Raw genomic sequence first — 13537 nt, forward strand, 5'->3', positions numbered from 1 at the left:
CCCCTGGACGGGTGTGGCTGGCCCCTCGCCCTTGAGGCGGCGGCCGGCCTGCGACACCACGACCCGGCACGCCCGCAGCTCGGGGCAGGGCCAGCCCGAGGAGGCGGCAGCCGGCGGGCGCCCGCGGCGCGCCGTAGCGCCCTTGTCCGCCGACACCTGGCGGGCCCTCGTTCGCGGCGCCGCCTACCGACGCGTCTGCGGCCGCGGCACGGAGTCCGAGGCCGGTCGACCGTGTCGCCGGCGGAGGGGGTGGCCGAGCAGGTAGTGGTACCGGAAGACGCCGTGGATCCGGCCGGCCATCTGGTCCACGTCGACGTCGGGAGCCGGGTCACTGCGCGCGCGTCCGCGAGCCACGACGGTGCGCAGGTCCTCGCGGAGCGAACGGTGTCCGGGGGGCGGGCGAGTCGTACGACGCGACGGTGAGCGCCTCCAGGTGGCCGCGCCCTTGAAGGGCCGCCAGCGGTACAGCCCCTGCCGCTTGAGGTAGGCCAGGACCGCCGGCACGCGCCGGTTGTCGCCCGCGGACGGTTGGTGTCGGTGGGTTCGGACTCGGCGAGGAGACGGTCGCCGACCGGGCGGGTGTGGTCGTTGGTCTTCCCGGTCCAGCGGCCCTCTGCACTGGCGGGCAGTCCGGCCACGACCCCTCGCTGCGCTGGAAGAGGGAGGTCAGCCGACGACGTTGTCGAGTACGTCGGTGAGGGCACCGGCCTCGTCCGGGGTGAGTGCGACGACGAACCGGCCGCCGCCTTCGAGCGGTACGCGCATGACGATGGCCCGCCCCTCCTCGGTCGCCTCGAGCGGGCCGTCGGCCGTCCGCGGCCTGATGTCGGCGCGCGGCAGTTCACCGCCGCTGTTGAGAGACAGTGCCCGCGTCCCGTTGCCCACGGTCTTGACAGTGCAAGTCCCCGGGGCGGGTGTCGCGGTGGCGGCAGGCGTCAGGACAACGGTTGCCCCCAGAACCAACGATGAGGCGACGAGCGAGACGACGGCAGTGCGTCGGATGGGCCGGGCCATGAGGGGTGTCCTCCCTCGCGATGAGGGGAGGGAACCGCGGAAACACCGGGGCAAGCCGCCGCGCCGACGCTCCGGGACTGGCCCTCCCGCGACAACGGATGTACGGCTGTGGCGCGCCCACAGCGCCGGACTGACCGGAAAGGCGCCGCTCCGTCCATCCTCCCCCTCCCCGAACCGGGTATCGACCGGACGGCCGTGTGAGCCCGTCTGGCGGACAAGCCCAACGGCTGGCACGACAGCTCACCGCGAGTCGGCCAGGAAGCATGCCGCCTCGTGAGCCGCGTCAGCGCCCACGGATCCTCGACCACCACCCATTCGCCCCAGTCAGTCTGTTCACCGGCCCGAGGCTCGGCAGGCGGCCTTGAACTCATCGGGGAGCAGCGGGCCGAGGTCATGCCCCGAGTACCGCGAGGGGGTATCCCGTCGAGTATCTTCCGGTGGCAGTAGCCTTCCGGCTGATCGACAACGCGGTCAACTTCCACGCGCGGGGCGGGCTTTCTCTAGCGGACCCATCACCGTGCCTCCGGCCCGTCGCCTCGGCTGTCGCGCCTGCAGGCCGGCCCGGCCTGAGGTGCAAGCGGGTCACCTGGCGGCCGTCTCCTGAACGTACGCCGCCAACTCCTGGTACTCCAAGAGGGATTGCAGGCGCGGCAAGCGCTTCGCTGTGCCTGTCGCGTCCACGGTGGGGTCGCATGCGGCAAGCTGGGGCTGGCCGCCGTGGTCATCGCCGGGCCGGCGACGGACCGCCCCTCCGGCCGGCTCGGCACAGGGAAACGGGTCGGGCGGTCACCGCACGGCGTGTCCCGTAGGCGGCTCCGCGAGCGAGGGGTCCGCGTCGCGGGCCGGCCATGCGGCCCGCACTCTGCGGATGTGGCAGCAGGGACGTACGTACGAGCGGAGTGCCGGTCGGCCGGTCCGCTCACCATGCGGCGATGGCCGGCGCGTCGGGTTCGTGCTGCCGCCAGGCTTCGTCGAGGCGCCTGAGCCGGGCCGCTGCGGCGATGCCGCGCAGGGACGCGATCTTGCCGTCGCGGACTTCGAAGGCCAGGGCGCCCACGACCCGGTCGCCGACCACGGCGAGGACGGCCGGGGAGCCGTTGACCAGTGCGAAATGGAACGCGGGTGAGCCGCCTGCCAGTCGCCGCTTCGCCGGGGTCGGCTTGAAGCCGGCCCGCACGTGGGAGGCGACCTGCTCGGGCGTCTTGTACCGCAACAGCCGCTTGGCCAACCCGGCGCCGTCGGAGAGTGCCGTGACGTCGTCGGTGAGCAGTGCCACCAGGCGCTCGGTGCGCCCCGACGCGGCGGCGGCGAGGAACTCCTCGACGACCCGGCGCGCGGACGCGGGGTCGGCCTCGCCGCCGTGGCTGCGGCGGCGCTCAGCGGCGACCCGGATCCGGGCCCGGTGGACGTGCTGCTGGCTCGCGGACTCGGTGATGCCGAGGATCCCGGCGATCTCGGCGTGGCTGTGGGAGAAGGCCTCGCGCAGGACGTAGACGGCCCGTTCGAGGGGCGAGAGGCGCTCCATCAGGGTCAGTACGGCCAAGGACACCGATTCGCGCTGCTCGAAGGTGTCGGCCGGGCCGAGGATCGGGTCACCTTCCAGGAGCGGTTCGGGCAGCCAGGCGCCGGCCGCTCGCTCGTGGCGTGCCTGTGCCGAGCGGAGCCGGTCCAGGCACAGGTTGGTGACGACCTTGGTCAGCCACGCCTCCGGCACGTCGATCCGTTCCCGGTCGGCGGCCTGCCACCGCAGGAACGCGTCCTGCACGGCGTCCTCGGCGTCGGAGGCCGAGCCGAGCAGCCGGTACGCGAGCGAGGCCAGCCGGTTCCGGCCGGCCTCGAACCGACTGGTGTCGAAACGGTCGCTGATGGTGCTGTCCATGCGGATCACCCTAGGCGGCTACGCGACCGCCCGGCCGGCGGGGGCGTCCGGCGCGTACGGAACGGCGTCCGCTGCGGACACCTCCGGCGCGGCGGCCAGGTGGCGCTTGTGTGTGGGCAGACCGAAGGTCGGGTGCGAGTTGGTCCACCGCGCCGTCCTGAGGATGGCTTCCTTGAGCCGCGCGGCCTTGCGGCCGCCCCAGTGCTTCGGCTTCGCCCGTCCTTCGTGGTCGACGGGCTGCAGGATGCCGTCCTGCCGCCCGAGGCTGATGTGGTTGCCCAGGTAGTCCAGCCTGACGTGCCCGATCTTGCCGCCGGTGAGGCGTCCCACGATGGCCTTGATGGCCTGCATGCCGGTGTAGCCGGCCGTGGCGCAGGACATCGGCAGTGGCAGGCCGTGGTCGCCGATCGCGTGCACGCTGTCGCCGGCGGCGTAGACGTTCGGGTGCGAGAGCGAGCGCATGGTGCGGTCGACGAGGATCCGGCCGTTCCCGGTGACCGCCAGTCCGGCAGCGGCGGCGATCGGGCTGACCGCGAACCCTGCGGTCCAGACGGTGGCGTCGGACACCAGGGCGGTGCCGTCGGCGCACCGTACCCGCGTGGCTTCGACTGCCTCGACGCTGGTGTGCTCCAGGACGGTGATGCCCAGCCGGTCGCAGGCCCGACGCAGGTGACCGCGGGCTCCGGCGGAGAGCCGGGCGCCCAACTCGCCGCGGGCGACCAGCGTCACCGACAGGCCGGGCCGGGATTCGGCGATCTCGGTGGCGGTCTCGATGCCGGTCAGCCCGTCGCCGACGACCAGCACGTTCCCGCCTTCCCCCAGGCCGTCCAGGCGCTCGCGCAGCCGCAGCGCCGAGGGCCGGGCGGCGACGTCGAAGGCGTGCTCGGCCACGCCGGGGACGCCGTGGTCGTCACCGTGGCTGCCGAGCGCGTAGAGGAGCGTGTCGTAGCCGAGTTCGGCACCGCCGTCGGCGCCGGCCACGGCGACGACCTGGCGCTCGGGGTCGACGCTCGTGACACGGGCCAGGTGCAGCCTTATCCCCGTGCCCGCGAAGACGTCGGCGAGCTTCTGGGGTTCGATCTCCTGGCCGGCCGCGATCTGGTGGAGCCGCAGCCGCTCGACGAACTCCGGCTCGGCGTTGACCACGTGGATCTCGGTGTCCGCCGGGGACAGCCGGCGGGCCAGGTTCCCGGCCACGTAGGTCCCGGCATATCCGGCACCGAGGACGAGGATGCGGTGCTTCATGTGATGCTCCTGTCGGTTCGCTGGGCTCTCGGCGACTTGAGCGGGGCAGCCATCCGATTCCTGACAGGAACCGGATGTGACGTGAGCCACAGACCGGCGGCGCGGCCGCCTCTCCCCGCCCCGGTCGTGCGGCGCCCGTGCGGCCGGCGTCCGCGCTGTTCTGCGCGTAGGATCGGACGGATGACAGGGCACCGCGCCCTCACGGTCAAGCGTCCGGCCGGCGTACCAAGTGGCCGGACCGGTCGGCGGCGAGCCGTTGCTGCTGCTGGCGGCGCTGGGCGAGAGCGCGGACGACTGGGCCCTCGTACGGGGCGCACTCGCGCGGGACCGCCTGGTGTACGCCCTGATCTGCGGGTCCACGGCGGCAACGAGTGGACCGGCGCGTACTCGCTGGAGCTGATGGGTGACGACGCGCTGGGGTTCCTGGACGCCGTCGGTCTGGACCGGGTGGACCTGGTCGGCCACTCCATGGGCGGCGTGGTCGCGGTCCTGGTCGCGCAGCACAGCCCGTGGCGGGTGGTCCGGCGAGTTCTGGAGGGCACTCCGGCGCCCTCCCCCCGCAAGTCGATTGCAACGGTCCGGCCCGAGGCGGAGCCGGCCTTCGACTGGGCGATGGTGCTCGCCGTCCGGGCTGAGCCGGACCGCCCGACCCTTCCCGGCTGGAGGGGCTCTCCTTGATCACGGCCGACCCTGGTGGTGGCGGGCGGACTGGACAGCCGTGTCTCGCAAGGGGCCGTCGCCGAGCTCGCTCGGCGATCCCGTACGCGCGGCTCATCGCATCGCCCGGCGCTGGCTCGCCGAGGACGGCATCACGCAGACCGGCCCCGAGGCCTGGTACGACGCGGAGCCGGCCGCCGAGGACCTCACCGGGGAGGACCTGTGCAACGGGCTCGGTTCGGTGGCCTTCACCGACGAAGGGCTCGACCTGGCGGGCAGGTTGCGGATGGCGCTCGGGCTGGTGGACCTGCTCGGCGGCCACTTCCTGGCCCGTCCGGTTCGAGGTCTCGCAGACGGTCGGGGAGGCCTTCGCCGAGGTACTCGGCAACGACCGCGGCCGGCTGCTGCCCGGCGCCCCGGAGCCGCTGCTGCGGCGGGCGCGCCGGGTCCTGGAGGTCTCAGGCCCGGTGCCGTGGCAGGCCAAGGCCGCCACCTACGAGGCGGCGGCCGGGTGCCCCAGCTGCGCCCGGCCGTCTTCCGGAGCCGGGCTGACGAGCCATCACTACGTGTACGGGCAGCTCGAACCGGAGCCGGCGCTCGGCCTGCTGGACCGGCTGGAGCTCCCCGCCGGCGCCGGGCACGAGGCCACGCTGCGGCGGGTGCCGGCCGCCGGACACCGCCGTCACTCCCCCAGCCCCGAAGCGTGGGGGTCGGAGGCGGCGCCCGGCGGATAGGGGTTACGCGTTGAGCGCCGACCAGAGCCACTGGCCGCCGACGCGGACGTAGAGGCGCTTGTTCACGGAGTCCACGGCAAGGGTGCCGTCCAGGGGCGGACGGGTGAAGGAGGCGTCGGTGACCGGGCCGGGTACCAAGCGCAGAGGCGGGTTCGGCGCGTTCTTGACCGGAATCGTTCCGGTCGCCTGGGCACCGATGGTGCCGTAGCTGTTCTCCACCCGGAAGTCGCCGGTCGAGGACTGCTCGTAGTAGATGTGGGTACCGGTCGGCGCGGTGGCGTAGAGCCCGACGACGTTGCGCAGCACGGCGGTGGAGCCCGGGCCCGAGTAGAGGGCGACGCCCGCGTTGACGGTGGCCTTGTCCCGGTTGGCGATGACCACGTTCTCCAGCGCGCTGGCGCTCGCCGCCCAGCTGATGATGTTCTGCGCGGTGGCCGGGGTGCCCGCCGCGAAGTCACCGGCGTAGCAGTAGATGTTGGTGGCGTAGATGTGCCTGCAGCCGGCGTCGGTCTTCAGGTGCGGGCCGCCCTGCATGCGGGAGGTCTCGAACTTGCAGTCGGTGATGTAGACGCCGTTGGGGTTGTTGGTGGTGACGGCGCCCTGGCCGATCCACAGCGCGCCGGTGCCGAAGGCCTCCAGGCGGCAGCCGATGAAGTGGATCTGGTTGATGTTGTCCTTGCTGTGGCCCCAGGCGCCCTCGGTGGCCGAGGACGCGTTGCGCAGCCAGATGTTGGGCTGGGTCGTGCTGGCGGTGGTGCCGGTGCAGTCCTCGATGACCAGGTTGTAGAAGCGGGAGTCCCAGAACTCCACGGCGTCTATGCACATGTCCCTGTTCGAGGTCATGAAGACATCGCGGAAGTAGGAGTTGTTGTTGTAGTAGAGCTCCAGCAGCAGGCCGGTCTTGCCGTTTCCGTTGAAGCCGAGGTTCTCGACGGAGCAGTAGCGACGGTGGGTGGCGCCGGTGGAGTAGGCCGCTCCCGAGCCGGACATGCGGAGCAGGATGCCGTCGCCGCCCTTGATCAGCATGGACGCCTTCGCCCCGACGCCGGCCAGGCGGATGCCGTCGGCCTTGACGGCGAGTGCGGGTGCGCCGGCTGCGGGCCTGACGAGGTACTTTCCGACGGGGAAGTACACGGTGCCGCCGCCTGCGGCGGCCGCCGCGTCGAGTGCACGCTGGACGGCGGCGGTGTCGTCGGCGGAGCCGTCGCCGACCGCGCCGTGGGCCTTGACGTCGAACCAGTCCGGCGTTCCGGCGGGCGTGGTCGCCGCGGCGGCCGTGCTGGTGCCGGATGCCAGCGCGGTCCCCGTGAGCCCGGCCACCGCTCCGGTCAGCACTGCGCGGCGGGCTGTCTTGCGGTGTTCGGTCATGGTCTCCCCCTTGTGACGACGGACTACGAGGATGATCTTGTCACCTGCCACGACGGTCGGGGGGATTGCGCCGCGCCCGCACCGCAGTGTGAGGGACGGACGGCTGCGGAGGCGGTTCCCGGCCGCTGTTCTACGGCAGCCGCGCCGAGACAGTCCGCCGCTCGCTCCCGGATCGCGGCTCCCTCCGCGAGGTCTCCGACGACGCCCGGATCGTGGTGTCCGAGCCGCTCGGAGACCTGCCCCGGGAACTGGAACGAGCGCCGCCTTCCCGCTGCAGTGCTCGCCGGCACCTCCGGAGCTGCCGGGCCTGACGTCGCATCACAACCCACACAGGGGGTGCCTCGGGAGGGGGTCGTCTCCCGTCCGGATAGTCTGCGGTGCGGCCGTCACGTCGGCTCCGTCCCAATGGCAGGAAGGGTGTGTCGTGATCCGTCCGGAAGTCGCTGAATTCATCGCACTGGGCAAACTCCCGTCCGAGGATGACAACGGGCCGGACGAAGCTGCTGATGCTGCCATCGACCACGCCGCAGATCTTCTGGGTTGCATCGCACGCCCCGTGACCGATGAGGAGGCACACGCTCTGGCGGAGGCCTCGGCGAGGACGAGTGCTTCGGTGTGGGCTGGACTCTCCTGCATCTCATTGAGACGGCTCCGCACGCGCGTGAAAACCAGCCTGAAGTCGCGCGACGATGGCGCGCCGGTCTGACGAATCAGTAGTCACTCCGCCGACGCTCCCGGGGAGCCACGGCCACCGGTGGTCGTCGGACGGTGCACTGAGGCCCGAGGGAACCGAGGACGCGGTAGCGGTGCGCGAGCAGTCCCGACCGGAACGGCTCGGTCACTGCGGCGCATTTGGCTGCACCAGTTCGTGGGCGTCCTCGGTACGGCGGTCGATCTCCAGGGCCAGCGGATGCCCCACCGTGTACAGCGTCGTCTTCAGCACTGCGGTGCGCACCGCCTGGCCGGCCGATCTCGCCCCGGTGACCTGGATCCGTAGGTCGAGGTACTGGCCCGCCACCATCTCCGCGCGCATCGCCCGCCAGATCGCGTACGCCCGCGCGGCCGCCGGCGACCCGTGCAGACACTCCGCGAACGCGTCGTCGGCCCACCCGAGGGCCAGGTCGCCGGCCAGCTCGGCGGCCGCGCCGCCGAACGTGCCGCAGGGCAGCTCGCGCCCAGCGGTACCGTACTGGTCGTCCAGGACTACGTGCAGGGCGGGACGCCCTCTGCGCAGGACGGGGTCCGTGGCCGCCGCCTCGGCCACGCGCCGCTCCAGCATCTCGCCGAGACGCGCTTCGACGGCCGCAGGCACGTCCTCATCGACGTCGAGCGGGTCGAGCGGGTCAAGCGGGTCAAGTCCGCGCATGGGAACTCCCTTGGCCGGCGGCGTCGCTTCTTTGGCTCACGGGTCATTCCGTACCGCCTCTGCTGCCGGATGCACGCTCACTGCGCGAGCGGCCCTCCAACGGCCCGCTCCCAAGGCGCGGGAGCCGGGCCGCCGTGTACGGGGCACACCGCCGCGCCCTGCGAGGCGCGACAGGTCCGGCCGTTCACGGAGCGACGCTGGGACATCGAAGACCCGTGGAGGAACCGACGATGGCCCTGCTCCGAGACGCCGAACTCGCCGGGGCGTTCGACCGCGCGGCACGCACCTACGACCGGATGACCTCGGCCAGCCCCGGCTACCACCGCCACCTGCGCCGCTCGGCGCGCCGCCTCGCCCTGCCCCGGGACGGAGCGGACCAGTCCGTCCTCGACCTCGGCTGCGGCACCGGCGCGCGACGGCCGCCCTGCTGCTCGCCGCCCCGCGGGCGACGGTCACTGCCGTCGACGCCTCGGCGGGCATGCTGGCCGGGCCCGGAGCAAGGCCCGGCCCGATCGCGTGGCCTTCGTCCACGCACCCGCCGAGGGCATGGCGGACGCCGGCGTCACCGGCCCGTACGACGCCGTCTTCGCCGCGTACTCTTCCGCAACCTGGCCGATCCCGACGCCGGACTCGGCGCGGTGCGCGACGTGCTGCGCCCCGGCGGGCGGCTGGCCGTCCACGAGTACGCCCTCGGCGGCCGCGCCGTCGACCGCGCGGTATGGTCGGCCGTCATGGGCGCCGTTGTCCTGCCCTGGGGGCGGCGCCACGGCGACGAAGCGCTCTACCGCCATGAGCACATGTTCGTGGCGACCCGGCCCGCTCCTGACCCTTCAGCCCTTCTCTTCAGCCTTCTTCTCACAGCGCTCCGGGCTTGTGGACCGCCGTACGCCCAGAGGCGTCAGTGCTGGACGCCTCATGAAACCGAGGGTCGACCCAGGACGAAGCCGGACCGCGGCGGAGCCCCGTCCCGGGGCGACGTCCCCGCCAGCAGTCACCAGGGCCGGTAGGAGTCGGCGACGCAACGGTGGATGCACTGGGGCCAGGGCCCCTGTCCACCCTCGAGACCGTCGAGCCGGCCATTTTCCCCTCGCCCCCGGAAGGCGCGAAGCGGGGCCGCCTCCGAGTCAGGAGCGGCCCCGCTCCCGCGGCAGCGCGCAGAACCACTGTCAGGTCACCGGGTGCTGCTGAGGCGGTTCACCCAGGGCTGAAGCGGAAGACCTGGTCGCCGGCCCCGGTGCATTCGGCCTGGATCGCTTCGGCTCCCTCTGTGCGAGGTGGCAGGATGCCGATGCACATGTTGCTGTCCCTGGGGCGGATTCGATACCCGCTTCCGGAGGGTTCCAGGCGGTACTGCATGCCGAGGGCGTCGGTGCAGTCGCGGGGGGACAGCAGCTGTGAGCCTTCGACCGGTGCCTCGTCGACGCCCAGGCAGCCCTTGCCGATCTCGGGGTGGTGCCACTGGATGCGGTAGGTCTGGTTGCCGAGGGATTCGAGGTAGACACGCGGCTGGAGTGCCTCGGTGCAGGGGCGCTGTACGGCGATCTCGCGGTTGGTACGGCCGTTGCGTTCCCTGCCTTCGGTGATGCACAGGCTGGAGGAGCTCGCCGGGTGCATTCTCACCCAGCCGACTTTGGGCATTCCCTCAGGAGCGGGGGAAGCGGGCTCCGGTTGGGCGGTGGGGGCCTTGGTGGGCTGGGTCTCGGCCCCGGCAGGCAGCGGATTGCCGCTTTCAGCGCCGGGGGACGGGGAGGAGCCTGGCGACGTGGAGGGCGAGGCTGGGACAGCGGAGGAAGCGGACGGCGTGGGAGCCGCGGGACTGGCGCCGGCATGGGGAGCGTCTGCCTTGTCGTTGCCGGGCTTGTTGCCTTGCGGCCACAGGGCGATCAGGAGAAGCACCCCCGCGATGACGCAGGCTCCGGTGAGAGCCGCGGGCAGCGTGCGGCTGCGGCGTCTGGGTTCGTTCGCCGCAGGCGCTGGCCGGGGAGGCGTCGGCGTGGTGGGCGCGGCCTCCTTCTCGGGGCGCTCCGCGGTGTTGGTCGCCTGGACATCCGTGCTGAGGTCTGCGTCGCCTGCCGCGTCCGAGTCCGCGTCCGAGTCCGAGTCCGTCTCACTGTCCGGGCCCGTTGTGGCGTCCGTGCCGGTGGGAAGGCCGACCGTGCTGTCCGGCAGGGGGTCCTCCGCGCCGTCGTCGCTCCCAGGGGCCAGCGGTTCCCCGCTCATCGCGAGCCGGCGACGGGCGTCCACCCAGGCATCGACGGTGGCCGCATCGCCGCCGCAGGCGCGGACGAAGGCGATCAGGAGCTCTTCGCGGGGGAGGTCTCCCCGTGCCAGCGCCCCGGAGATCGTCGCGCGCGGCAGGACGTCACCGGCATCCTCGGCCTTGCGTTCCAACTGCCGGTAGCTCAGGTCGGCCCAACTGCGTAATCGACGCATCGTGGCGACGAACTCCGCCGGCGTGTGGGCGTCTTTCGGGTCCGGCCCCATTCCCCCCATGCCCCCTCCTCGATCGTGTGTACCAGGGAGGGTAGTTCGGAGGTGAGGGAGGAGAGAAACAGGCAGGGCCGCATGGTGCGAGGCGGCGAGCGTCTTCACCGTCGTCTTCACAGCGCTCAACGGGTGATGTGGCGGTAGCCGACGACGTCCGAGGCATCGGTCAGCGGTGCGACCGTGACGGTGCGGCCGGGGCGAGGCGCATGGATGACTTCTCCGTCGCCGATGTAGAGCTGGACATGCCCGCCGCCGCGAGTGATGACCAGGTCGCCGGGTACGAGGCGGGTGCGCGTGGTCGCCTCACCTGCTCGGACCTGGTCCCAGGTAGTGCGCGGCAGCTGCACTCCGGCCTCCTGCCAAGCCCGCATCACCAGGCCGGAGCAGTCGAATCCGTGCGGCCCGGCACCGCCCCAGACGTAGGGCTTGCCCAGCTGGGCCTTGGCGAACGCGACCGCAGCGGCGCCGCCCTTGACAGCCGGCTTCTCGTCTCCAGTGTCGGTCTGTTGCGGTGCTGCGGGCTCGTACCGGTGGGATTGCTCCGCCATCGAGTCGTGGCCGGCGGGCTCCGCCGCGACCGGCACGCGCAGCGTGTCCCCGGCATAGATGAGGGTCGAGCCTCCCAGATCGTTCAGCTCCTGGAGGGCCTCGACGCTCGTGTCGTGCTCCAGGGCCAGAGCGGAGAGCGTGTCACCGGGCCGCAGCACCACCGTCTTCTCCACGGCCGCGGGCCTGGCCGCATCCCCGCCGTGGCGGGGGTCGGCCGGCCTCTCCTCGGGCTGCGTCACCGGCGGGGGATCGGTCGGAGACGCGGGCTGCGTCAGCGGCGGCTCGAGGTCCGTGGGTTCCTCGGGCACAAGAGCCTCCGACGGCTGCGCGGCCGACGGCGCCCCGCCCGGCCCGTTCACGCTCAGGCCGGCGCCGAAGAGGATCAACAGCGCGAACAGCACCAGCAGCAACGGAGCCGCCCACCACACCTCCCGCCGACCGCTTCCACGCCGGGAACGGGAACGGGTCCGAGAACGCCCGCGAAGACCCGGGCCCGATGCCCGCCCCGCCGCGTGCCGGCCGGGCCGCGCCAATGCCTGCTGTGCCATCACAACCTCCTTCGGGCCGCGCAGTTCGCGGCCCGTACGGGAGGCTCATCCGGCGCGCAGATGCCCCGCTAGGTCCCCGGGAGTCCGGGACAGTCCGAGTCCGTCCGCCGCCACCGGGCCACCCGGCACGGGCGGCGGAACCTGCACGGAGAAGGCGCTGTTCCCGTGTGGCTACGGCAGCGAGACACCACACACGGGCGCACCACCCGGGCGGCGCGGGGCGCCAGTACGTGCACATCGTCGACGGCGGCTTCGGCTGCCTGGGTGCTGCCGAGCCGCGTGTGTGCGGATGCCAGGCAGGTACGACGGTTCCGCGGGGCGGCAGGCGGCCAAGTCCACCGCGAAGAGGCCGGGAATGCCCGTCAGACCGCCTGTCCAAAGACGACTCCTGCTCGGCCTGGTCATGGGCTCCCCCCACGGCAGCTCCTTGGGGCCCGGCCGCTGACGACGGGCGGCACCTCGCGCATGCGGACTTCCGAGCCAGACGACAAGCGGCCCGCACCAACGAGCTCGGCCGCACCGCCCCCCTCCCCCAACGGCACCCGGCAAGCGCTCGCAGAGGTGGCAGGAAGGCTGCCGGAGCCGAGCTCGCCGGCAGTCCCGCCTGAGCGGCACATCCCACCGCGCTGATCCCAGCCGACAGCCCCACACCCGCTGACCTGCACGGACAGTCGCCCGGACATGTCCGGACAGTCCCAGACAGCGGATTGCTTGGCCCCGGCCCGCTGCCCCGTCGAGAGTTCTGCCATCCCAGCGAACCGCCGTGCGAACCACGGCTCTCGACCCATGGAGTCAGCCATGCGCAAGCTCACCTCCCTCGCGGCCAAGGGCGCCGCGATCACCCTGTTCGCCAGTACGGCCATAGCCGTCACGGGCGTCGCCAACGCCCAGGCCGCCCCGTTAGGAGCGAGGATCGCCACGACCGCCAAGGGACAGATCGGTGCGGGCCCGTGCGGCCTGAACAAGAAGGGCAGCTACTGGGGCCGGGGCACCAGCCAGACGGGCAGCTGCGGCCCCAACCACACCGAAGCACACGCCTGGTGCGCCGACTTCGTCGGCTGGGTGTGGTGGAAGAGCGGCGTGGGCGGCAGGATGAACAAGCTCAACAACCTCGCCTCCAGCTTCGCCGACTACGGCAAGATGCACTCGACCCCGAAGGTCGGCGACGCGATCCTCTACAACCAGCACACCGCCACCATCGACGACGACCACGTGGCCATCGTGGTGGCCGTCACCGGCTCCGAGATCACCGTGGTGGGCGGCAACCAGGGCAACCCCGGCAGCGTGAGCTCCCACACCTGGAAGTCCTACAAGGTCGGCACAAAGGTCAACGGCACCCAGACGATCAGCGGTTACGTCACCCCGGTAGCCGGCTGACCCCACCCTCACCTCGGCAGCCCGCCGCCCTTCCCGGGGCGGCGGGCCTCGCCCGCAGATGCCACGTGTCCGGGCCGACCTGGCCGTCGGCCCTGAGGCCGCTGCGAGGCCCGGCCGACACCGTGCCCTCCGCCGACGGCGGAGCCGGAGCATGCGCCGGCTTCGGCACCGACCGGGGGTGCAGGGGCGGCCTCTTCGCCTTGCTCGGGCTGCGCCGTGTCGGGCCGCGACGGTCGGCACAGACTCCGGGCCGCCCTTCTCCGCCGGGTCCGCCGCCCCAGGCACCCGCGGCCGGAGCGGAGCCGCCCGACTC

At 72.5% G+C, this 13537-nt stretch carries 12 protein-coding genes and 1 pseudogene; 6 read left to right on the forward strand and 7 right to left on the reverse strand.

The genetic code is table 11. The features are described 5' to 3' along the window. Positions 1–666: 666 nt before the first annotated feature. The 3 genes from AB0F11_RS30210 to AB0F11_RS30220 form a co-directional block, all read right to left on the reverse strand. Complete coding sequence (locus AB0F11_RS30210) at positions 667–840, reverse strand: DUF3117 domain-containing protein (RefSeq protein ID WP_362180428.1); 174 nt, start codon at positions 838–840, stop codon at positions 667–669. Between the two features lie 1093 nt (positions 841–1933). Further along, complete coding sequence (locus AB0F11_RS30215; protein WP_362180397.1) at positions 1934–2893, reverse strand: sigma-70 family RNA polymerase sigma factor; 960 nt, start codon at positions 2891–2893, stop codon at positions 1934–1936. 18 nt (positions 2894–2911) lie between these two features. Beyond that, positions 2912–4138, reverse strand: a complete 1227-nt coding sequence (locus AB0F11_RS30220) for an FAD-dependent oxidoreductase (protein WP_362180400.1) — start codon at positions 4136–4138, stop codon at positions 2912–2914. Positions 4139–4367: 229 nt separating this feature from the next. Here AB0F11_RS30220 and AB0F11_RS30225 point away from each other — a divergent pair, with 229 nt between their 5' ends. The 3 genes from AB0F11_RS30225 to AB0F11_RS30235 all read left to right on the forward strand — a co-directional run bounded on the left by AB0F11_RS30225 (position 4368) and on the right by AB0F11_RS30235 (position 5529). Then, positions 4368–4538, forward strand: coding sequence for a hypothetical protein (locus tag AB0F11_RS30225; protein ID WP_362180402.1), 171 nt, complete (start codon positions 4368–4370; stop codon positions 4536–4538). Beyond that, complete coding sequence (locus AB0F11_RS30230) at positions 4538–4816, forward strand: alpha/beta fold hydrolase (protein WP_362180405.1); 279 nt, start codon at positions 4538–4540, stop codon at positions 4814–4816. Before AB0F11_RS30225 ends, AB0F11_RS30230 begins: the two co-directional genes overlap by 1 nt. A gap of 446 nt (positions 4817–5262) precedes the next feature. Then, positions 5263–5529, forward strand: a complete 267-nt coding sequence (locus AB0F11_RS30235; protein WP_362180408.1) for a hypothetical protein — start codon at positions 5263–5265, stop codon at positions 5527–5529. Positions 5530–5532: 3 nt separating this feature from the next. Here the strand turns inward: AB0F11_RS30235 and AB0F11_RS30240 are convergent, their stop codons facing one another. After that, positions 5533–6897, reverse strand: coding sequence for a glycosyl hydrolase family 28-related protein (locus tag AB0F11_RS30240; protein ID WP_362180411.1), 1365 nt, complete (start codon positions 6895–6897; stop codon positions 5533–5535). Between the two features lie 424 nt (positions 6898–7321). Here AB0F11_RS30240 and AB0F11_RS30245 point away from each other — a divergent pair, with 424 nt between their 5' ends. Continuing rightward, positions 7322–7603, forward strand: coding sequence for a hypothetical protein (locus AB0F11_RS30245; RefSeq protein ID WP_362180414.1), 282 nt, complete (start codon positions 7322–7324; stop codon positions 7601–7603). Positions 7604–7735: 132 nt separating this feature from the next. Here AB0F11_RS30245 and AB0F11_RS30250 read toward each other — a convergent pair whose 3' ends face one another. Continuing rightward, positions 7736–8263, reverse strand: coding sequence for a hypothetical protein (locus tag AB0F11_RS30250; protein WP_362180417.1), 528 nt, complete (start codon positions 8261–8263; stop codon positions 7736–7738). Positions 8264–8493: 230 nt separating this feature from the next. On the opposite strand from AB0F11_RS30250, the pseudogene AB0F11_RS30255 reads away from it, so the two are divergent. Next, positions 8494–9054: pseudogene (locus AB0F11_RS30255) on the forward strand (methyltransferase domain-containing protein); the annotation flags it as partial. Positions 9055–9457: 403 nt separating this feature from the next. Here AB0F11_RS30255 and AB0F11_RS30260 read toward each other — a convergent pair. Both AB0F11_RS30260 and AB0F11_RS30265 read right to left on the reverse strand, forming a co-directional pair. Beyond that, on the reverse strand, positions 9458–10756 hold the full coding sequence (locus AB0F11_RS30260; RefSeq protein WP_362180418.1) for a hypothetical protein: 1299 nt from the start codon (positions 10754–10756) through the stop codon (positions 9458–9460). 116 nt (positions 10757–10872) lie between these two features. Continuing rightward, positions 10873–11700 carry an NlpC/P60 family protein gene (locus tag AB0F11_RS30265; RefSeq protein ID WP_362180431.1) on the reverse strand — a complete coding sequence of 276 codons (828 nt, stop codon included), beginning with the start codon at positions 11698–11700 and terminating at the stop codon, positions 10873–10875. Between the two features lie 945 nt (positions 11701–12645). Here AB0F11_RS30265 and AB0F11_RS30270 point away from each other — a divergent pair. Beyond that, a complete protein-coding gene (locus AB0F11_RS30270) occupies positions 12646–13224 on the forward strand; it encodes a CHAP domain-containing protein (RefSeq protein ID WP_362180420.1) in 579 nt (192 codons plus the stop codon). Positions 13225–13537: the final 313 nt, after the last annotated feature.

It is taken from the genome of Streptomyces sp. NPDC032472, from assembly GCF_040636955.1.
Classification (GTDB): Bacteria; Actinomycetota; Actinomycetes; order Streptomycetales; family Streptomycetaceae; genus Streptomyces.